Origin of the sequence: Jiella endophytica (assembly GCF_004519335.1) — a bacterium.
Classification (GTDB): Bacteria; Pseudomonadota; Alphaproteobacteria; order Rhizobiales; family Rhizobiaceae; genus Jiella; species Jiella endophytica.
Genome location: NZ_SOZD01000002.1, coordinates 408719 through 428922 on the forward strand (window position 1 = coordinate 408719; position 20204 = coordinate 428922).

Consider the following 20204-nt stretch of genomic DNA (forward strand, 5'->3'; position numbering starts at 1 on the left):
CGCGGAGACGGCGGACCCTTGGGAGACGATCCGATGGCGGCCGCGCACCGCAGGACATTCAACACGGCGACCCTGGTGCTGGTGCCGTTCTGGCTGGTGGTTCTTGCCGCCTATGTCGGAACGATGCTGTGGACCGTGCAGATCTCCTTCACGGCCTCGAAGCTTTTGCCGGTCAACACCTATGTCGGCTTCTACCAGTATGAGCGGCTGTTTTCCTCGACGCGCTGGATCGTCACCATGCAGAACGCCGTCATCTTCGGCGTCCTGTTCATCGGCGGGGCGCTCGTCCTCGGCTTCCTGCTCGCCGTCGTCCTCGACCAGCGGGTGCGCTTCGAGAACACGCTGCGCACCATCTTCTTGTATCCTTACGCCATGTCCTTCATCGTCACCGGCCTGATCTGGCAGTGGCTGATGAATCCCGGTCTCGGCATCCAGAAGGCGGTGCGCGGCTGGGGCTGGACGGGCTTTTCCTTCGACTGGTCCGTCGACCGGGACATGGCGCTCTACGCCCTCGTCCTCGCCGGGCTGTGGCAGGCCTCGGGCCTCGTCATGGCGCTGATGCTGGCCGGGCTGCGCGGCGTCGACGACGAGATCTGGAAGGCCTCGCGCATCGACGGCATTCCGCCCTGGCGGGTCTATCTCTTCGTCATCGTGCCGATGCTGAGGCCGCTGATCGTCACCGCCGTGGTGCTGCTCGCGATCAGCGTCGTCAAGGCCTATGACCTGGTGGTGGCGCTGACCAATGGCGGGCCGGGCATCGCCACCGAACTGCCGGCGAAATTCGTCATGGACAATCTCTTCACCCGCCAGAACATCGGCCTTGCGACGGCGGCGGCGACGGTCATGCTGATCACCGTCGCGGCGGTGCTGGTGCCGTGGATCTATGCCGAATATTTCCGCAAGGCCCGCAAAGGGGCGGCGACATGAGCGTCGGGACCGCCTCGCCGAGGGGACCGCACCGGGAGAGCGCCGCCCTCGCCTTTCGCGGCACGGCCGGCAGCAACGACAGCGTGCCGGCGCGCCAGCGCGGGAAGTCAGCCGAGCGCGGGCGCCGGCCGAGGCAACTCACCGCCGGCCGGATCGGGCTTTACTGTTTTGTCGCGGTCGCCGCCGTGTTCTTCCTGCTGCCGGCCGTCGTCATGGTGCTGACCTCGCTGAAGACGATGCCCGAAATCCGCTCCGGCTCGATCTTCGCGCTGCCGGCGAGCCTCGACCTTGCGGCCTGGGCGAAGGCGTGGTCGAGCGCTTGCACCGGCCTCGACTGCGAGGGGATCCGCGTCGGCTTCTGGAACTCGGTGATCATCACCGCGCCAAGCACGGTGTTCTCCATCGCCGCCGGTGCGCTGCTCGGCTACGCCCTCTCCTTCTGGCGGGTGAAGGGCGCCGACATCCTCTTCGCCGTCCTGCTCCTCGGCGCCTTCCTCCCCTACCAGATCTTCCTCTATCCGATGGTGCGGGCCTTCTCGATGGTCGGCCTCTACAACACGCTTCTCTGCATCATCATCGTCCACGTCGTCTTCGGCCTACCGATCATGACGCTGATCTTCCGCAACTTCTATGCCGGGTTGCCGGTCGAGCTGTTCAACGCGGCGCGGGTCGATGGCGGCGGCTTCTTCCGGATCTTCTGGAACGTCATGCTGCCGATGTCGACGCCGATCCTGATCGTCGCTGCGATCCTGCAGATCACCAACATCTGGAACGACTTCATCCTCGGGCTGGTGTTTGCGGGCCGCGAAAACCTGCCGATGACGGTGCAGCTCAACAATGTCGTCAACTCGACCTATGGCGAGCGGGAATACAATCTCAACATGGCGGCGACGATCCTCACCGCCGCCGTCCCGCTCCTCGTCTATTTCGTGTCCGGCCGCTGGTTCGTCCGCGGCATTGCAGCGGGAGCCGTCAAGGGATGAGCAAGACCACCGCCGCCAGCCGGAAACGCGACATCGCTCCGCCGACGACGGCCGGCCCGGTCGACGGGGCGCCTGCCGTCTCGCCCCAGGCCGAGCCGTCCGTCTCGGTGCGCGAGCTCGACATCGCCTTCGGCGCCCACAGGGTGATCACCGGTCTCGACCTCGACATCGCCCCCGGCGAGTTCCTCGTCCTGCTCGGGCCGTCCGGTTGCGGCAAATCGACCCTTTTGAACGCCATCGCCGGCCTCCTCGACATTGCCGACGGCGAGATCTGGATCGACGGCAGGAACGTCACCTGGGCCGAGCCGAAGGATCGCGGCATCGGCATGGTGTTCCAGTCCTACGCGCTCTATCCGCGGATGAGCGTCGAGAAAAACCTCTCCTTCGGCCTGAGGATCGCCGGCCTGCCGCGGGCGGAAATCGACGCCCGGGTCAAGCGGGTCGCCGATCTCCTGCAGCTCGACGGCCTGTTGAAGCGCCGGCCGGCCGAGCTCTCCGGCGGCCAGCGCCAGCGCGTCGCCATCGGACGGGCGCTGGTCAGGAACGTCGACGTTTTCCTCTTCGACGAGCCGCTGTCCAATCTCGACGCCAAACTGCGCAACGAGCTCCGGGTCGAGATCAAGAAGCTGCATCAGCGGCTCGGCAACACGATGATCTACGTTACCCACGACCAGATCGAGGCGATGACCCTCGCCGACCGGATCGCCGTGATGCGCGGCGGCGTCATCCAGCAGCTGGGCCCGCCGAAGGAAATCTATCGCCGGCCGGTGAACCGCTTCGTCGCCGGCTTCATCGGCTCGCCCTCGATGAACTTCTTTGCCGGTCGGCTGGAAAAGACCGGCACCGGCCTGTGCGTCAAGCTCGGCGACGTCGACGTACCGCTCGATCGCTATGGCTTTCTTGCGCAGCCCGAGGCAGGGCGCGAGGTGACCTTCGGCATCCGGCCGGAGCATGTTGGCCTCGGCGAGGCGCCGGCCGGTCACTTCGCCATAAAAGGCAAGGTCGAGCTCGTCGAGGCGATGGGCGCCGACACGATCGTCTGGACGAGCCTTGCCGGCCATCCTCTCACCATCCGCACCGACGGCGAGACCGAGATCCGCCCCGGCCAGACGATCGAGTTCGGCTTCGACCCGGCGAATGCCTGCCTGTTCGACGCCGAGACCGACCTCAGGCTCTGACCCCTTTCGTTCAAGGACACCACCCGATGCCCCTCACCGATCCGCTGTCGTTCCAGCTCTATTCCGCCCGCAACGCCCCACCCGAGACCGACGTCCTGAAGACACTCGCCGATGCCGGCTACACCAATGTCGAGACGTTTCGGCCGAACTACGAACATGTCGAGGACTTCGCCAAGGCGCTCAAGGCGGCGGGTCTGACGGCGAGAAGCGGCCATTTCGACCTTGCCCTCGCCGAGGAAAGTTTCGAACGGATGGTCGAGATCTGCCGCGCCCTCGGCATCGAGACCGTGGTGATCCCCTATCTCCTTCCCGACGCGCGGCCGCAGGACGATGCGGGCTGGCGCGATCTCGGCGAACGCCTCGCCGAACTTTCCGCCGAATGCGCCGACGAGGGCTTGCGGCTCGCCTGGCATAATCACGACTTCGAATTCCAGCCGCTCGCCCACGGCAGCTATCCGATCGAACACATCCTCAAGGACGGCGTCCTCTGGGAAGCCGACGCCGCATGGATCGTGCGCGCCGGCGCCGATCCTGCCGCCTGGCTCGAGCGGTATGCCGGGCGGCTCGCCTCGGTCCACGTCAAGGACATCGCGCCGAAGGGCGAGAAGCTCGACGAGGACGGCTGGGCCGACGTCGGCACCGGCATCGTCGACTGGCAGAGGCTCTGGTCGCTGGCGGTCGCGGGCGGCGCGAGCCTGATGATCGCCGAGCACGACAACCCGTCGGACTTCGCCCGCTTCGCCAGGGTCAGTGCCGACAGGATGCGCGACCTCGCCGCCGCCAGCTGAGGCCGGACGAGAGCCATCCCCACCGCATACAACAAGGCCCGCCCGAAGCTTGGCGCGGACCGTGCCACTATCGCCCGAAAGAGGCCCGTCATGACCCTTCGCATCGGCATCGTCGGCTGCGGCAACATTTCCGACATCTATCTGATCAATGCGCCGCGCTTTCCTGCCATCGGCGTCGTCGCCTGCGCCGACATGAAGCCGGAAGCCGCCGCGCGGCAGGCGGAGCGATACGGCGTCGCGGCGATGAGCGTCGGCGAACTTCTGGCCCGCGACGACATCGACATCGTCCTCAATCTCACGATTCCCGCCGCCCATGCCGAGGTCTCGCTGGCGGCCCTCGAAAGCGGCAAGCACGTTTATACGGAAAAGCCCCTCGCCGCGACGCTGCAAGACGGCATCGCCATCGTCGAGGCGGCTAAGGCCCGCGGCCTGCGGGTCGGCGCCGCCCCCGATACCGTCCTCGGCGCCTCCGTGCGTGCCGCGAGGCAGATGATCGATGAAGGCGCCATCGGCCGCCCGGTACTCGGCACCGCCGCCGTCCTCTCCCACGGCATGGAGCACTGGCACCCTGATCCGACGTTCTTCTTCAAGCCCGGCGGCGGCCCGGTCTTCGACATGGGGCCCTATTATCTTTCGGCGCTGGTCAATCTGCTCGGGCCGGTCGCGCGCGTCCAGGCGACGGGCATGAAGGCCTTCGAGAAGCGCCTGGTGACGACACCACATTCGCAGATCAGGGGACAGGAGATCGCCGTCGAGGTGCTGACCTCCGTGCAGGCGCTTCTCTCCTTCGAAAGCGGTGCCGAAATCAGCTTCTTTGCCAGCTGGGACGTCTGGCGGCACGGATTGCGGCCGATCGAGATCCACGGCACCGAGGGCTCGATGCGGGTTCCCGATCCGAACTGGTTCGGCGGCAGCGTCGAGATCGCCCGCGGTCAGGAAGACTGGGACGTGACACCGACCTCGGGCCGCACCTTCGGCAAGGCGAACTGGCCGCGGGGAGACCAGAGATTTGCCAATTATCGCGGCCTCGGCCTCGCCGAAATGGCGACGGCGATCGGGGCCGGACGGCCGCACCGGGCAAATGGCGACGTCGCTCTGCACGTCCTTGCCGTCATTGCCGGGATCATCGAGGCGGCGGAAAGCCGCCGCTGCGTGACCATCGAACAGGGCTGCGAGCGGCCGGAGCCCTTGAGCGAGGCCGAGGCAGCGGGACTGGTCGAGGGGGGCGGTGCGCCGGCGGATGCACGCTGAAGCTGGGCGGCATCAACGACCGCTGCCCCGACGAGAGCCGCGCGGTCGACCACCTCGTCGATCCCGTGCAAGTACATCGCGCGGATATTTCTCGACCGGTGAAGATTCAATCTTTGCCTGATCCTGCGATCGAGCAGATCAATGGGCGATTATACAGAAACAGGAAATGGGAAACACCGGATGTAGCGCTTCGATACGCGGAACCATCTTCGAAGCCGGCGACATCCGGTGTCGAAAACAGTTCTAGCCAATTGCGGTTACCGTTCCCTTTACTCGGGCCGGGACGCTTCGATTTTCCGTCAAATTTTCTGCAACGCCCCGTGAGGTCGGCCGGGAAAGGCTTTGAAGCATGTGTTCAACCGTCGGAGGAGAGCCGGTCGTCATTGGCCTGCAGACGCTCGACGCTGGGCGCGAGGCTTGCGGCTACGATGGTGTCCATCGCCTCGAAAAGCCGCCAGGGCGTCAGCGGACCGCTGAGCGTTTCGGCCTGCAGCGTCAGGCAGGCGGCAAAGGCCGCCATGTGGGCCGCGGCGATTCCCTCGACGAAGGCCCCCGGCTTTTCGGTGATCGCGCGCCTCGTCTCGTCCCGGTCGAACGGCGAGAAGATCGTCGTTTCATCCATCAGCTTCGGAATGCGCAGGGAAAGGACCAGCGGCACTTCGTGGAAGATCGTCATCAGCGCATCGAGGCTCGCCGATCGCGATACGTCCGACTCCCGCGCCGGCCGGGTCTCCGACAGTGTCTCGCCGGTTCTCTCATAAAACATCGCATCGTCTCCATCGCATGGCGCGGTTGTCACGGATGGAGCCGGCGTCCCAGCCAAGCGTCCGAGGCGCCCCACGGGCCTCGGACGCTTCAACTCGGCCGCAGCGCGAAGCCCTGCCCCGCGCCAGACTTCCCATGGCGGATCTCCGCCACTCATCCTCTTTGTGCAGTGCAATATAGACCCGGGCGCGACGATCTTCAATCTCGACCATGCGTCAGAGGCACTGACCGCAGCCCCGAACGCGTTGAATTTTCACAGCTTCCCAGCTCCGGAACGTTGCGCCAAGAAAAGAGGCAAATCAGCGCAGCCCGAGTGCCAATCCGGCAATTCCGGCGAAAAGATGAATTAACCTGTTGGCATTGTGGCCGACAAAGTCTAGCTTCGCCTCGGCACACTCATGACGCCGTGACGCCCCCAAGCTGAGAGTGATCTACGCTTCGGGTGGCGTGTCGGCGATGGCGTGGTCGTTTCGCTACTTCGCCATCAATACTTGTTGCCCCCGTCGAACAGGGAGATACTATGAATAAGCTTCTCGCATCGTCCATCTTTGCGGCTGCGCTGCTTGGGATTTCTTCGCAGGCTCAGGCGCAGGACAGCTGCAACGTGACGATCTCGAACATGAACTGGGCTTCTGCCGAGGTCATGGCCGCGATCGACAAGATCGTTCTCGAGGAAGGCTATGGTTGCACCGCGAGCCTCGTTCCGGGCGACACGATGCCGACCTTCGCCTCGATGACGGAAAAGGAAGAGCCCGACGTCGCGCCGGAAATGTGGGTCAACCAGTTCCGCGAGCAGATCGACAAGGCGGTCGACGAGGGCAAGGTCTCCTACGGCTCGGAAGTGCTGTCCGACGGCGGCGAGGAAGGCTTCTGGATCCCGCAATACATGGCCGACGAGCATCCGGAGATCAAAACGGTCGAAGACGCCTTCAGCCATCCGGAACTCTTCCCCTCCAAGGAAGACCCGTCCAAGGGCGCCTTCTACAACTGCCCGGCCGGCTGGGGCTGCCAGATCACCTCGGCGAACCTCTTCAAGGCCTTCAAGGCGGGTGACAAGGGCTTCGTCCTCGTCGACACCGGCTCGGCCGCCGGCCTCGACGGCTCGATCGCCAATGCCTACGAGAAGAAGGAGCCGTGGTTCGGCTACTACTGGGCGCCGACGGCGATCCTCGGTAAATACCCGATGAAGAAGCTCGACTTCGGCGTGCCGCATGACGACGCCGAGTGGCAGAAATGCACGACCGTCGCCGACTGCGCCGATCCGAAGAAGAACGCCTGGACGAAGTCCGAGGTGTTCACCATCGTCACGCCGAAGATCGAGAAGATGTCGAACGGCGTGAAGGACTATCTGACCAAGCGCGCCTGGGCCAACGACACCGTCAACAAGCTGCTTGCCTGGAAGGAAGACAACCAGGCGACCGGCGAGGACACCGCCTATCATTTCCTCGAGAACAACGAGGACATCTGGTCGAAGTGGGTGACGCCCGAGGCGGCCGAGAAGATCAAGGAAGCGCTCTGACTTGAGAGCGCTTCAATCGCCCCGGAACGCGGCCGCTCGCCCGGCGAGGCAGGCAGCACCGATGCCCCCGCAGCGTGGGGCTCGCCGGGGGATTTGCGGCAGGACGCCATGACCTGAAGAGGCCCCGGACGGCTGCCGCCGCCCGGGGCCTTTTGGCATGCGAACCGCGGATTTCGGTTCCTGCGCGCGCCCGTCCGGCCCATGCGCCGGGGGGCCCCGCGCTGCAGGTGACGGACCGGCGGCTTCGCTGCTCACGAAAAGCACAAGAAACGGAGCAACAAGCTCCGCCAGAACAAGGATACCTGACCTTTGGCCTCGTTGTTCAATGGCCTGCCCGACTGGCTGGTCGAATTTCCCCAACTCGCCGGCCGCGACCTGCGGCACATGTCGCGAACGATCGACCAGGAATATCGCGCCTTCTCGCGGGCCTGGGGCGATGCGATCGAGAACTTCTTCCGCCCGCTGCTCGACTTCCTGCTCTGGTTCGAGAACCTGCTCATCCAGACGCCGTGGTGGATCGTCCTCGCCGTCGTCGTGGCGATCGTCTGGTTCGCCAGCCGCTCGGTGAAGATCACCATCGGCACATTCATCGCGCTCATCCTGATCGGCGTCTTCGGCATGTGGGAAGACACGATGCGGACCCTGTCGATCATCACCGTCTGCACGCTTCTGTCGATCGTCATCGGGATGCCGATCGGCATCGCCATGTCGCGCTCCAACAAGCTGCAGGCGGCGATCAACCCGATCCTCGACGTGATGCAGACGATGCCCTCCTTCGTCTATCTCATCCCAATCGTCATGCTGCTCGGCATCGGCCTCATTCCCGGCCTCCTCGTCGTGGTGATCTACGCTATGCCGCCGATCATCCGGCTGACCAATCTCGGCATCAGGCTGGTGGACAAGGAAGTGCTCGAGGCTGCCAACGCCTTCGGCTCATCGGGCTGGCAAAAGCTCGTCGAGGTGCAGCTGCCCTTGTCGCTGCCGACCATCATGGCCGGCATCAACCAGACGATCATGATGGCGCTCGCCATGGTCGTCGTCGCCTCGCTGATCGGCGTCAGGGGTCTCGGCCAGCCGGTGCTGCAGGCGATCACCAACCAGTACTTCACGCAAGGGGTGCTGAACGGCCTCGCCATCGTCGCGATCGCGATCATCTTCGACCGCACCAGCCAGGCCTACGGCAAGCGGCTGCAGCGCCACCGGGAGGCGTCTCATGGCTGAGCCGGCAATCAAGGTCCGCAATCTCTACAAGATCTTCGGCCGACGCGACCGGGAGATGGTCGAGAAGGTCAAGGAGGGCGTCAGCAAGAGCGAGCTCCTCGCCGACCACAGCCACGTTCTCGGCCTCAGGGACATCAACATCGACATGCCGGAGGCCTCCATCCAGGTGGTGATGGGACTGTCCGGCTCCGGCAAGTCGACGCTGATCCGCCATCTGAACCGGCTGATCGAGCCGTCGGCCGGCGAGGTCATCGTCCATGGCGAGGACGTCCTGCAGATGTCCGAAAAGGCGCTCAGGGAGTTTCGCCGGCACAAGATCTCGATGGTCTTCCAGCGCTTTGCCCTGCTGCCGCACAAGACGGTGATCGACAACGTCGCCTATGGCCTGCACGTGATGGGCAAGTCGAAGGCCGAGCAGAAGACGGGGGCGATGCGCTGGATCGAGCGCGTCGGCCTCGCGGGCTACGAGGACAACTATCCTGCCCAGCTCTCGGGCGGCATGCAGCAGCGCGTCGGCCTCGCAAGAGCGCTGGCGACGGATGCGGACATCCTTCTTATGGACGAGGCCTTCTCGGCCCTCGATCCGCTGATCCGCACGGACATGCAGAGCGTGCTTCTCGACCTCCAGAAGGAACTTGCCAAGACGATCGTCTTCATCACCCACGACCTCGACGAGGCGCTGCGCCTCGGCGACAAGATCGCCATCCTGCGCGACGGCGAGATCGTCCAGCAGGGCACGGCGCAGGAGATCGTCCTCGACCCGGCCGACGAGTACATCTCGTCCTTCGTGCGGGAGGTCAATCGTGGCCGGGTGATCCAGGCCGAGACGATCATGGACACGCCGCCGCCGCCCGGACCGCCGGCGGAAAACAGCATCCGCGTTGAAAAAGGCACGGTGCTCGAGGAGGTCGCGCGGCGGATGACCGAACAGGACCGCGACCAGGCCCATGTGGTGAACGGCTCGGGCGAGCCGATCGGCACCCTGACCATGCGCTCGGTGATGGCTGGCATGGCGACGCCGGTGCTGAAGGACGCCATCGAGTAGACGGCATAAGCTCGGGTCGAAGCGGCGCCGCCGGACGGCGGTGGCGCCGCGGCGAAAGAATCAAAAAAAGCGTCGCGCCGCTCGAAAGCGGTCAGGCGGCGCGGCGCACCGCAGCCTTGACGACGCTGCCGCTCTCGTCGTGCATCGCGGCGCTGGCAGCCGTCAGCCTGGAGTAGCAGTCGGCGAGAATGTCGAGATCGATCGGCGCCTGGCGGATCAGCGCGGTCTCGATCGTCTCACGGCCGTAGCCGGCCTTCAGCAGCGCGCCGACGAGGGCGCCGATGAGTTCCGGGTCTTCCAGTCGCTTGACCGAGCGCTCATACATGGGACCGGGTCCTATCCTCTGGCATGATCCGGACGGCCAAGCGGCGAGGTTCCGGGAAGGTCATGCGCAAACAAGCCGACAGAGCGGATTTTCTGACTGATTCGAATGCCTCCGGCTCCGGCCGGCACGGCAGGACGCAGCTCTGCGGCCTCGCGGCCGGATCGCAGCGACTGCCGGCGGAGGCTTTGCCTGCCGCCCGGGACCGTCGCCTGCAGTTGACCATCCGTGGCTGGCGCGAGACTGGCCGGGGCGGCGCTTTCGCAGGCGCTGCGACGGCCTGGTCCCGGCCCTGCGACAGGTCCTTGGACGGCGTCCGATGAGCCGCTCGTCACTCGACCGGCTTTGCGGTAAGCGCCCGCTGCTTGCCGACGGCGCCATGGGAACCAACCTCTTCGCCGCAGGCCTGCCAGTCTCGCAGGCCCCGGAAAGCTGGCTCGAGGAGCGGCCGGACGCGATCACGGCACTGCACCAGGGATTCGTCCACGCGGGCTGCGATCTCATCCTGAGCTGCAGCTTCGGCGCCAACCGGCCGCGCCTTTCGCTTTGGGGCGCCGAGGCACGATGCTTCGCGCTCAACCGCCGTGCGGGCGAACTCGCCCGGGCGGTGGCAAACGAGGCTCCCCATCCGGTGCTCGTCGCTGGCTCCGTCGGCCCGACCTGGCAAAGCCCCAGTTTGTCCGAGGACGAAGCGACCGAGGTCTTCGCCGAGCAGATGGCTGGGCTGAAGGCCGGCGACGTCGATCTCGTCTGGCTGGAGACGATGGCGACCGCCAGCGAGGCGCGCGCAGTGGCCAGGGCCGCCATCGGAACCGGCCTTTCCTATGTCGCGACCGCGAGCTTCGGTGCCGGCGGGCTCTCTCCGGCCGGCATGACCCCTGCCGAATTCGCCTCGGCCTTCGAGGGGCTCGCCTCCCCGCCTCTGGCGATCGGCGCCAATTGCTGCGAGGGACCGCGGACGAGCCTCGCCGCTGCGGCTGCCATGCCGCGCGGGCAGGACATCGGCCTCGCCATCAAGGCGAACTGCGGGCTGCCGCAAGTCGTCGATGGACGGGCGCGCCATCCACTCGGTCCTGCCGAGATGGCGGCCTATGCCGGGCAAGCCTTTGATGCGGGTGCCAGTCTCATCGGCGCCTGCTGCGGCGCGACGCCGGACCATCTCGCCGCCATGCGCAAGGCGTTCGACGAGCGCAAGTGACCTGCGTCACAACGCCGACAGCGAGAAATTGTGTGCAACGCGATAAAAACGCGATCTTTGCGTCAATAACGCGCATACCTTCAGTCTAACTTAACAGAAATCCGAGTTTCATCGACGCGCATCATCCGGCACGGTCAAGTCAATGCGGCATATTGAACCATCGCGCGTCCTGTTTCTGGCTCTCGGCTTCGCCGTCTCCGGCATCACGCCGGCATTCGCCACGGCCACCGAGACCCCGATCGCGGCTCCCAGCGACGACGTCTACGTCTGGGTGCTGATCTCGGCCGGGCTGGTGCTTCTCATGCAGATCGGCTTCCTGCTCCTCGAAGCCGGGATGGTGCGCTCGAAGAACTCGATCAACGTCGCCCAGAAGAACCTTCTCGACCTGCTCCTGTCGATCGTCGGTTTCGCCGCCGTGGGCTTCATGTTCGCCTTTGGCGGCGACAGCGGCTTCGGCTTCGGCCACGAGTCGCGCTTTGCCTTTCTGAACAGCCTGACGCCGGGCGAACATGCCTTCTTCGCCTTCCAGGTGATGTTCTGCGGCACCGCGGCGACGATCGTCTCCGGCGCCGCGGCCGAGCGCCTGAGGCTCGCCGTCTATGGCATGGTGTCGATCCTCATCGCCGCCTTCATCTACCCGATCTTCACCCACTGGGCCTGGGGCAACGCGCTGCAGCACAGCGACTCCGCCTTCCTCGCCAATCTCGGCTTCATCGACTTCGCCGGCTCGACGGTGGTCCATTCCACCGGCGCCTGGATCTCGCTTGCCGCCTGCATCGTGCTCGGCCCGCGCATCGGCCGGTTCGCGCCGGACGGCACGCCGCAACGCATTCAGGGCCACAGCGCCGTGCTGGCGACTGCCGGCGCGATGATCATCTTCGTCGGCTGGATCGGCTTCAACGGCGGCTCGACCATCGAGGCCTCGCCGGCAATCGCCGGGATCATCTCCAACACGGTGCTTGCCGCAGGCTGCGGCGGCACCATCGGCTATCTCTACGGCCTGTGGAAGGACGACGGCCTCACCCGCCCGGAAATGCCGATCTGCGGCCTCATCGGCGGCCTCGTCGCCGTCACCGCCGGCTGCCACGTCCTGGACGGCCTCGGCGCCATGACCATCGGACTCGTCGGCGGCCTGATCGCCATCGTCGGCAACGACCTCGTCACCCGTTGCGGCATCGACGATGCCGTCGGCGCCATCGGCTGCCACGGCTTTTCCGGCATTGCCGGCACCCTTGGCCTGGCGCTCCTCGCGCCGAGCGAGGCCTTCGCCAGTGGCGACCGCCTGACCCAGCTCGGCATCCAGGCGGCGGGCGCGGGGGTCAACTTCCTCTGGACCTTCCCGATCGCCTTCCTGTTCTTCAAGCTCGCCGACCTCATCGAGCCGATCCGCGTCAGCCCCGCCGACGAGGAACGTGGCCTCAACCAGGCCGAACACGGCGCGGTACTCGGCACCGGCAGTCTCGAGACGGCGCTCACCGCCTATATTTCCGGGCGCATCGACCTCAGCCACCGCCTGCCGGTCGAGACCGGCGACGAGACCGAGCGGGTCACCCGGCTGTTCAACGCCTTCCTCGACGAGATCGAGAATTCGGAAATGGCGCGCCGCGACAGCGAAGCCCTGCGCCGCACCACCGAGGAGGCCGAACGCCTCGCGGCGATCGGCGATGCCTCCTTCGAAGGGCTGGCGGTCATCGTCGACGGCCGCGTCTTCGACATGAACGCCGCCTTTGCAAGGCTGATCGGCCTGTCCGCCGAGGCCCTGGCGGGCGCGCCGATCGTCGATCTCGTCGACCGCGACAGCGAGTGCGTCCTCGCCGCACTGATGGATTCCGAAATCACCCAGGCCTTCGAACTCTCGCTGAAGCGCAGCGACGGCGCGCTGATCCCCGTGGAGGCGAGATCCCGGGCGATCGTCCTGCGCGGCGTCTCGGCGCGGGTGATGGCCTTTGCCGACGTCAGCGAGCGGCGGGCCGCCGAGGAGAAGCTGCGCTTCACCGCCCATCACGACGCGCTGACCCAGCTCCCCAACCGGGCGCTTTTCGCCAGCCGCCTCGACGCCGTCATCGCCCGGGCCTGCGAGACCCGCCGCAGCGCTGCCCTGATCAGCGTCGACCTCGATCATTTCAAGGATATCAACGACCTCTACGGCCATCCGGCCGGCGACGCGGTGCTGCGCAAGACCGCCGAGAGGCTGCGCCAGGCGGTCGGGCCGCAGGGCATCGTCGCCCGGCTCGGCGGCGACGAGTTCGCCATCATTCTCGCCGACCTCGCCTTCCGCAATCAGGTCGCCGACCTCGCCTTCCGGATCGTCCGAACGATCTGCGAGCCGGTCGACATCGGCAACGGCATCCGGATCCGCCCCGGCGCCAGCGTCGGCTTCGCTCTCGCGCCGGACGACGCGGTCGAGCAGGAGGCGTTGATCTCGCGCGCCGACGTCGCGCTCTACCATGCCAAGCGCAACGGCCGGAACACCTTCGCCGGTTTCGAAGCCGGCATGGACACTGATCTGAAGACACGCCGCGAACTCGATGCAGACCTTGCCCGGGCGGTCGAGCGCAACGAGCTCAGCCTCGCCTTCCAGCCGCGGGTCGGCATGCGCAGCGGCGGCATCGTCAGCTACGAGGCGCTGGTGCGCTGGAACCACCCGGAGCGCGGCATGATCCGCCCCGGCCTCTTCATCCCTATCGCCGAACAGTCGGGCAAGATCGACGAAATCGGCAACTGGGTGATCCGTGAGGCCTGCCGCCAGAGCCTCTCCAAGCTCGGCGGCGCCGCGATCAGCGTCAATGTCAGCGGCCATCAGCTCAGAAGCCGCAACTTCGTCGAGAACGTCCTCGCCATGCTGGAGGAAGCGGAGTTTCCGCCCGAGCGTTTCGAGATCGAGCTGACCGAAAGCATCCTCGTCGAGGATCGCGACAGGGCGCTCGCCATTCTCAAGGCGCTGAAGCGCCGCGGCATCCGCCTTGCCCTCGACGATTTCGGCACCGGCTATTCCTCGCTCAGCTATCTGCGCGCCTTCCCATTCGACACCATCAAGATCGACCGCAGCTTCATCATGAATCTTGCCAACGACAACAGTTCGCTGGCGATCGCCGACGCGGTGATGAATCTCGGCCGGGCGCTGAAGCTGACGATCGTCGCCGAGGGCGTCGAGACCATCGAACAGCTGACGATCCTCTCCAGCCGAAACTGCGACGAGGTCCAGGGCTTCCTGTTCTCGCAGCCCCTCCCCGCCGGCGACGTGCCGCAGGCGATCGACGGCCAGCTGAGCGAGATCCTGCGCGATTTCGGTGGCAACAGCCGGTCCGCCCGCAGCGCCTGAAGGCCCACTCAGCCAGGGCCACCTCAGCCGCCGTCAGTCCTCGACCACCTCGATGAAGGTCTCCGGCTCGTCGGTCTCGATCTCGACCACCCAGAAGTCCGGGTCGAAGCGGGCCTCTTTTTCGAACCGCGCCTCGAGCCCCGCCTCGTCGCTCGCCGCCTCCTGCATGAAGCGGCGCGAACCGCTCTCGTTCGAAAGGCTCTGCACCGCCGGGCCGAACAGCCGCATGGCGCCATCGCGAGATCTTGCCACGACGAAGATCGCGCCCGCCGCCTCGGCGCCGCGCCGCATGACGGCGGCAAACTCGCCGGCGCCGAAGAGCCGGCGCACGAGCTGCGCCACGAAGAGTTCGCTGGTGATCCGCACGAAAGCCGTGGCTACAGCATCGGCCCGAAAATCGGAATCGATTTTTTGGAGAGCACGATGCGTCGGTTCAAAACGTCAGAGCGTCCTTTGTGCGTCCCTGCGGACCCGCGGCGCTCTACTGGACGAGGCCGATCTCGGCAAGCCGCTCGAGGACCTGCTCGTTCGGATCGCCGGTGACGTCCATCCCCTCGAGCGCTTCGAAGGTCCTGATCGCCGCCCGGGTCTTTTCGCCGAGAATGCCGTCGACGCTGAGCTCGGCGACCTGCGCCGAGGCAAGCGCCGCCTGGATCTTCTTCACCCGATCGCTCTGGCTGAGCGAGGCGAAGCGCTCGCCGCCGTTTTCGGGAACGTCGGTCGTGTCATCCGGAACGGCGACCACCCGGCCGCCCGTCGCGATCGAGGCGGTCTGTTCCGGGTCTGGCCGCTCCAGCGGCCGCGGCGCCGGCGCGGGGATCCTGGCAGTGCCGGCCGCCGCCGGCGGGGCGGCCTCATCGGCGGGGCGCGCCGAGGCCTCCTCGACCCTCTCCGACGGTGTCAGCGAAGCCTGCCTGACCGGCCGGGCCGCGCTCGTCCCGGCCGAGACCTCGCGGGTCACCAGCATCGGGTTCGGATGACGGCCATGCTGCTCGTAGAGCGCATTGACCGACACGCTGGTGAAGATCACGCCGAAAGCGGCGATCCCCGTCGACAGCGCCGGATGACGCGCGACGAGCCGCAGGAAGCGCCGCGCGCCCTGCGCCGAAAGCGCCGCCACCGCATCGAGAACGCCCTCAGGCGGAGCGTCTCTTCTCGCGGTCTTGCGCTTGGTGGTTCGTTTTGCTGCGGGCATCTTTCAACGCGACGATGTTTTCTGGGGTGGTGTCGGACGGAAGGCAAGCGATGGTGGGGCCGGCGACCGGCAGGCGGATGGTCACCATGGTGCCGATTCCCGGCTGGCTCTCGACGGCCATGGCGCCGCCATGGAGTTCGGCGAGGCCCTTGACCAGCGACAGGCCGAGGCCGGTGCCATCGTAGCGCCGCGACAGGCCGGACGAAAGCTGGACGAAGGGCATGCCGAGACGGGCAAGGTCCGCCTCGGCGATGCCGATGCCGGTGTCGCTGACGAGGAGTTCGTAGAAGCCGTCGCGAAGACGGCCTTCCAGGGTCACGGCGCCGGTCTCGGTGAACTTCACGGCATTGGCGACGAGGTTGAGCAGCATCTGGTGGCAGGCGCGGCGATCGGCGACGAGTTCGAGCCCGTCTGCCGCCCGCACGTCGATGCGCAGCCCCTTGCGGCGGGCTTCCTCGCGCATCAGCTCGCCGATCTCGCCCATCAGGACGGAGAGATCGAAGGTCTCGGGGTCGAGCTCGTAGCGGCCGGCCTCGATCTTCGAGACGTCGAGCAGCGTGTTGACGATCGACAGGAGATGCTGGCCGGACTGGCGGATAAGCCCGACATATTCCTTCTGCTTGTCGTTCTCGAAGCCGCCGAAATATTCCTGATCGAGGACGTCCGAGAAGCCGATGATGGCGTTCAGCGGCGTGCGCAGCTCGTGGCTCACCGTCGCCAGGAACATGCTCTTGGCCGCAGAGGCCTCCTGTGCCGCCGCGAGTTTCGTCGCAACCTCGCCTTCGCTTGCGGGCTGCGCCGCCACCGGCTCGGCAACAACGAGGACGTCGCGGTCGTGGTGGTCGCCGTCCTGCGGCCGGCCGAGATGGCGCATCGTCAGGTCGAAATGCCGGAACCGGCCGTCGGGCCCCCTCAGCCGCGCCTCGAAGGTCGCCGGAGCGGCGCCGGATCGGGCGACGTCAATCGCCTGCATCACCGCGAGCCGGTCGGCGACATGGCAGATCTCGCCGAACAGGCGGCCGGCGAGCCGGCCGGTCTCGCCTGCAATTTCCTGGGCCGCCCGCGACGAGGCGTGGTCGATCCGGCCGCTCTGGGCGATCTCGAAGATCAGCGTGCCGAATTCCTCGGCGGCGCGGCGGCGGGCCTGCCGCTCGGTTCGGGCGGTATCGCTCGTCAGGCTGCTGGCGCGGGCGCCGGCCTTCCGGCGCACAGTGAGCCGCAGGCCGTAGAACAACGCGACGAGGCAGAGCGCGAGATCGCTGCCGGTGATCCCGGAGGCTTCCGCCGGGATGGCCGCAAGCAGCGAGCCGCAGGCAAGCGAGACGACGGCAAGGCCGCCGGCGAGCCGGAAGCGCCCGGCAACCGCTGCTTCCAGCGGCAGGATGGCAAGAGCGCAGAGGGTGATCTGGGTCAGCCCAGTCATCTGCAGCGAGCCGATCGTCAGCCCGGCTGCGATGATCGTTCCCCAGAGCCACAGCACCGCGTCCGGCCGCCCGGCGATCGACAGCCAGGCGACGGAGGCGAGCGCCACGGCCGCCAGGATCAGCGGCAGGGCGGTGACCGAGGCGTTACCGCCGACAAGGAGGAACAACGGAAAGGACAGGGCCGCGCCGAGGGCGCAGGCCAGGAGAATACGCAGCAGAAAAGCCTGAAAGCGGCGCTCGCCGCCTCCGGTGACCGAAGGAGCGACGAATTCGTCGAGCCGCATGTTCAGGAAGCGGGCGGCGGCCTGGGGGACACGCAAACCGGTGTCCTCTGGACGCTTCGACGCTTGCCTCATTCTTGGTCTCACCCTGGCAGATCATCTGGCGCGCCGGATCCGGACCCTGCCCCTTGCAGGCTCTCGAACCGACTGTCCGGATCATGCCGGGGCCGCATTAAGGAAGCCATAAACCGACCCGCCCGCAAGCTGGAGCGAGGCATGCCATCCCCAGAAAACTACCGCTTTCATAGGATCGGCGCTTGCGAACATGGTTAACGAATAGCAACCGTCGCGAAGATCGGCCCAAAGAGGAGCATTCGCCCAGCGGCTGCCGCGAATCGATTGGATTTCGCTAAAATTTTCATCTGAGTTTCAACGTCCTCTTCCGCTCCCTCTGGCATGGTGGGGCAATAGAAGCCGTGACCGGGACCTGACACGAAGATCATCGACCGCTCGCCATCTGGCAGCGGACACAAGATGACGAGACGTCCCGGATCATGGCCCGACAGGACAGGGAAACCCGAGCGATGATTCGCTTCTTCATCAAGATGGCCTTCTTTCTGGGCCTGATCGCCATGATCGTGCCGGGCGGCAGGGACCGCGACGGCGAACCCGAGATCAATCTCTTCGCGCTGCTCTACGGCGCCCAGGCCGCCGTGTCGGACCTGTCGGGGATCTGCGACAGGGCGCCGTCGGCCTGTGCGGCGGGCAGCGACGTCGCCCGGTTTGCCGGCGAGCGGGTCGGCGACGGGCTGGCGATCGCCTATGATTTCGTCGACGGCGCCATCGCCAAGCGCCACGAGGGCACGGCGGCCACCGCCGCGCCGGCCGCGCCCGCCCCGCGCCTCGCCGCAAGGACCGATGTCCGCACCGCCCAGCCGCGGCCGGACCGGATCACCACCGCGGCGATCCCGAGTGCCCGTATCCCCGCTGTCCAGAAGGTCGCGATCCCGGCGGATCGGGCCACCGTGGCCACCACTGCCGGCGCTTCGGCTCGCCAGCCGGCGCAGGCAATGCCGAAGGGCAACGCCCTTCCGACCGCCGAGAGCCGCCCGCTTCCGCCGGTGCGGACAGCCGCCCGGCAGGTGGCCGCGAGCGTGCCCGTACCGGTTCCGGCGCCCCGCGGCTGACAGCCGCCACCGCCTCGCCTATATGCCGGGTGAGCTGCCGGCGCCTTCGAGACGCTGGCGAATGCGGACGAACCTATCCGGAGCGGCCATGCAGACGATCGATGAGATCACCGCGGATTTCGAGCTTCTCGACGACTGGGAAGACCGCTATCGCTACGTGATCGAACTCGGCCGGGCGCTGCCCGACCTGCCGCCGGAAGAGATGACCGAGGAGACCAAGGTGCGCGGCTGCGTCAGCCAGGTCTGGCTGGTCAGCGAGAGCGACGGAGAAAGCCCGCCGCATCTTTCCTTCCGCGGCAATTCCGACGCGCATATCGTCAAGGGTCTCGTCGCCATCGCTCTTGCCCTGTTTTCCGGCCATACGCCGCAGGAGATCGAGGCGACCGACGCCGAAGCGCTGTTTTCGAGGCTGGGGCTGCAGGAGCACCTGACTCCGCAGCGGTCCAACGGCCTGCGCTCGATGGTGGCGCGGATCAAGAACGACGCCCGCGAGGCTGCGGCCGCCGCCTGATCTCATCACGGCCCGAGCGTCTCGCATTCTTCCAGCCGACCGGATCACGCTTCCTTCGGCGCCCGCCAGCGGCGGATCCGCCCTTCCCGGCCATGGCTCTCGCGATCGAAGCCGTAGTGCCGCGCCAGCATGGCGAGGCCGGTCTTCAGAAGCAGCTTGGCCGAGCGCACCGGCCACTGTCGTTCCCGCTCGACGGTTTCGAGCCCCTTCAGGAAGCAGCAGACATCGAGGATGAGGCCGGAAAGTTCCGGACCCACCGCCTTGCAGGCCTCGTCGACGCGCTGCCTCGCATCGATCGCATTGTCGGAAAGGTCGTTGGAGCCACCGTGGCGCGGCGCCCTTGGCATGGCGTCCCACCGCTGGCCGATCGACGGCGTCATGCGGCCGCGGGTGAAGTCGGCGCGGATGCGCTCGCCGGCCATCGCCTCGGCGGCCGAGAGAAACGGCTCGCCGCCCTTGCTGCGGCGGGTCGCAAGGCGCGTCAGCGGCGTCTCTTCCTCGTCGAAGCCCGGCCGTGCGCTCATTGCCCGCCCTCCTCGGCGATCTGCGGACCAAGCCGGCTGTCGGCGACCCGGCAGGCAGCCGCGGCAAGCTCTTCGAGCCGCTGCAGCCGCCGGTCGAAGGCGGCATCGTCGCGCCTGTCCTCCACCCGCCGGACGGCATGGGCGACGCTCGTGCGTTCGCGGCCGAAGGCAAGCGCCATCTTGGTCAACGAGATCTGGAAGATCGTGTGGGCGAGATACATGGCGACGTGGCGCGCGTCGCAGGCGCGGGTCTCCGCCCGGCTGGGACGGCGGATCTCCGAGACGGGAACGTCGAAGCCGAGACTGGCGATCTCCTGGGCGAGCCGGCAGGCCTCGGTTGCGACGCGCTGTCGCGGATCGGTGCGCGGCAGATCACCCGCCGAGGCAGGGCGGGCAAGCGGCGCGGGGTGCCCACCAGAGGGCATCGAAGAGCGGCTGTTGCTCTCCAGGGTTGTCCGCCGATCCGATCGCGGCATTGCCAGGGTCATGGGATCCCTCTCCCCTCTGTCTGCGGTTTCAGGATCTTATAAGCAAGGCTGCTCGATATGTGAATATCTTCCTACAATTTCTTGGCGCGAGTAATCCGCATGTTCCGGCTTTCTGGCCCGTATTACGGTGCTTCG

19 protein-coding genes are annotated in these 20204 nt (G+C 66.6%); 12 read left to right on the forward strand and 7 right to left on the reverse strand.

Translation table 11 applies throughout. The features are described 5' to 3' along the window. Positions 1-33: 33 nt before the first annotated feature. The 5 genes from E3C22_RS06975 (at position 34) to E3C22_RS06995 (ending at position 5127) form a co-directional block, all read left to right on the forward strand. On the forward strand, positions 34-927 hold the full coding sequence (locus tag E3C22_RS06975) for a carbohydrate ABC transporter permease (protein ID WP_134761288.1): 894 nt from the start codon (positions 34-36) through the stop codon (positions 925-927). Then, a complete protein-coding gene (locus E3C22_RS06980) occupies positions 924-1910 on the forward strand; it encodes a carbohydrate ABC transporter permease (RefSeq protein WP_134761289.1) in 987 nt (328 codons plus the stop codon). Before E3C22_RS06975 ends, E3C22_RS06980 begins: the two co-directional genes overlap by 4 nt. After that, entirely contained in the window at positions 1907-3088 is a 1182-nt protein-coding gene (locus E3C22_RS06985; RefSeq protein WP_134761290.1) for an ABC transporter ATP-binding protein, read from the forward strand. Before E3C22_RS06980 ends, E3C22_RS06985 begins: the two co-directional genes overlap by 4 nt. Before the next feature lie 26 nt (positions 3089-3114). Continuing rightward, positions 3115-3876 carry a sugar phosphate isomerase/epimerase family protein gene (locus tag E3C22_RS06990; RefSeq protein ID WP_134761291.1) on the forward strand — a complete coding sequence of 254 codons (762 nt, stop codon included), beginning with the start codon at positions 3115-3117 and terminating at the stop codon, positions 3874-3876. 90 nt (positions 3877-3966) lie between these two features. Continuing rightward, positions 3967-5127: a Gfo/Idh/MocA family protein gene (locus E3C22_RS06995; protein WP_134761292.1), complete on the forward strand. Its 1161-nt coding sequence runs from the start codon at positions 3967-3969 to the stop codon at positions 5125-5127. 355 nt (positions 5128-5482) lie between these two features. Here E3C22_RS06995 and E3C22_RS07000 read toward each other — a convergent pair whose 3' ends face one another. Continuing rightward, positions 5483-5893 (reverse strand): hypothetical protein, encoded by a 411-nt coding sequence (locus tag E3C22_RS07000; RefSeq protein ID WP_134761293.1) that lies wholly within the window; start codon positions 5891-5893, stop codon positions 5483-5485. A 519-nt stretch (positions 5894-6412) separates the two neighbouring features. Here E3C22_RS07000 and E3C22_RS07005 point away from each other — a divergent pair. The 3 genes from E3C22_RS07005 (at position 6413) to E3C22_RS07015 (ending at position 9677) form a co-directional block, all read left to right on the forward strand. Further along, positions 6413-7411, forward strand: a complete 999-nt coding sequence (locus tag E3C22_RS07005) for an ABC transporter substrate-binding protein (protein WP_134761294.1) — start codon at positions 6413-6415, stop codon at positions 7409-7411. Between the two features lie 384 nt (positions 7412-7795). Then, positions 7796-8632 carry an ABC transporter permease gene (locus E3C22_RS07010; RefSeq protein ID WP_134761840.1) on the forward strand — a complete coding sequence of 279 codons (837 nt, stop codon included), beginning with the start codon at positions 7796-7798 and terminating at the stop codon, positions 8630-8632. Further along, entirely contained in the window at positions 8625-9677 is a 1053-nt protein-coding gene (locus tag E3C22_RS07015) for a quaternary amine ABC transporter ATP-binding protein (RefSeq protein WP_134761295.1), read from the forward strand. The genes E3C22_RS07010 and E3C22_RS07015 overlap by 8 nt, the downstream gene beginning before the upstream one ends. A 91-nt stretch (positions 9678-9768) precedes the next feature. On the opposite strand, the gene E3C22_RS07020 is transcribed toward E3C22_RS07015, so the two are convergent. Next, positions 9769-10002 carry a hypothetical protein gene (locus E3C22_RS07020; protein WP_134761296.1) on the reverse strand — a complete coding sequence of 78 codons (234 nt, stop codon included), beginning with the start codon at positions 10000-10002 and terminating at the stop codon, positions 9769-9771. Between the two features lie 316 nt (positions 10003-10318). Here E3C22_RS07020 and E3C22_RS07025 point away from each other — a divergent pair, with 316 nt between their 5' ends. Both E3C22_RS07025 and E3C22_RS07030 read left to right on the forward strand, forming a co-directional pair. Then, positions 10319-11197 (forward strand): homocysteine S-methyltransferase family protein, encoded by an 879-nt coding sequence (locus tag E3C22_RS07025; protein WP_134761297.1) that lies wholly within the window; start codon positions 10319-10321, stop codon positions 11195-11197. Positions 11198-11339: 142 nt separating this feature from the next. Continuing rightward, positions 11340-14519, forward strand: coding sequence for an EAL domain-containing protein (locus E3C22_RS07030; RefSeq protein ID WP_134761298.1), 3180 nt, complete (start codon positions 11340-11342; stop codon positions 14517-14519). A 33-nt stretch (positions 14520-14552) separates the two neighbouring features. Here the strand turns inward: E3C22_RS07030 and E3C22_RS07035 are convergent, their stop codons facing one another. The 3 genes from E3C22_RS07035 to E3C22_RS07045 all read right to left on the reverse strand — a co-directional run bounded on the left by E3C22_RS07035 (position 14553) and on the right by E3C22_RS07045 (position 17458). After that, positions 14553-14885 carry a DUF1491 family protein gene (locus E3C22_RS07035; protein WP_134761299.1) on the reverse strand — a complete coding sequence of 111 codons (333 nt, stop codon included), beginning with the start codon at positions 14883-14885 and terminating at the stop codon, positions 14553-14555. A gap of 115 nt (positions 14886-15000) precedes the next feature. Then, positions 15001-15714, reverse strand: a complete 714-nt coding sequence (locus E3C22_RS07040; protein WP_134761300.1) for a peptidoglycan-binding domain-containing protein — start codon at positions 15712-15714, stop codon at positions 15001-15003. After that, a complete protein-coding gene (locus E3C22_RS07045; protein ID WP_167591677.1) occupies positions 15656-17458 on the reverse strand; it encodes a PAS domain-containing sensor histidine kinase in 1803 nt (600 codons plus the stop codon). Before E3C22_RS07045 ends, E3C22_RS07040 begins: the two co-directional genes overlap by 59 nt. Positions 17459-17943: 485 nt before the next feature. Between E3C22_RS07045 and E3C22_RS07050 the strand changes: the two genes are divergently transcribed. Next, a complete protein-coding gene (locus tag E3C22_RS07050; protein WP_134761302.1) occupies positions 17944-18546 on the forward strand; it encodes a DUF5330 domain-containing protein in 603 nt (200 codons plus the stop codon). An 88-nt stretch (positions 18547-18634) separates the two neighbouring features. Then, on the forward strand, positions 18635-19057 hold the full coding sequence (locus tag E3C22_RS07055) for a SufE family protein (RefSeq protein ID WP_134761303.1): 423 nt from the start codon (positions 18635-18637) through the stop codon (positions 19055-19057). A 44-nt stretch (positions 19058-19101) separates the two neighbouring features. On the opposite strand, the gene E3C22_RS07060 is transcribed toward E3C22_RS07055, so the two are convergent. Then, the gene (locus E3C22_RS07060) at positions 19102-19581 is read right to left on the reverse strand and encodes a DUF6456 domain-containing protein (RefSeq protein WP_134761304.1); all 480 of its coding nucleotides are present in this window, start codon (positions 19579-19581) and stop codon (positions 19102-19104) included. Next, entirely contained in the window at positions 19578-20069 is a 492-nt protein-coding gene (locus E3C22_RS07065; protein WP_134761305.1) for a helix-turn-helix domain-containing protein, read from the reverse strand. Before E3C22_RS07065 ends, E3C22_RS07060 begins: the two co-directional genes overlap by 4 nt. Positions 20070-20204: the final 135 nt, after the last annotated feature.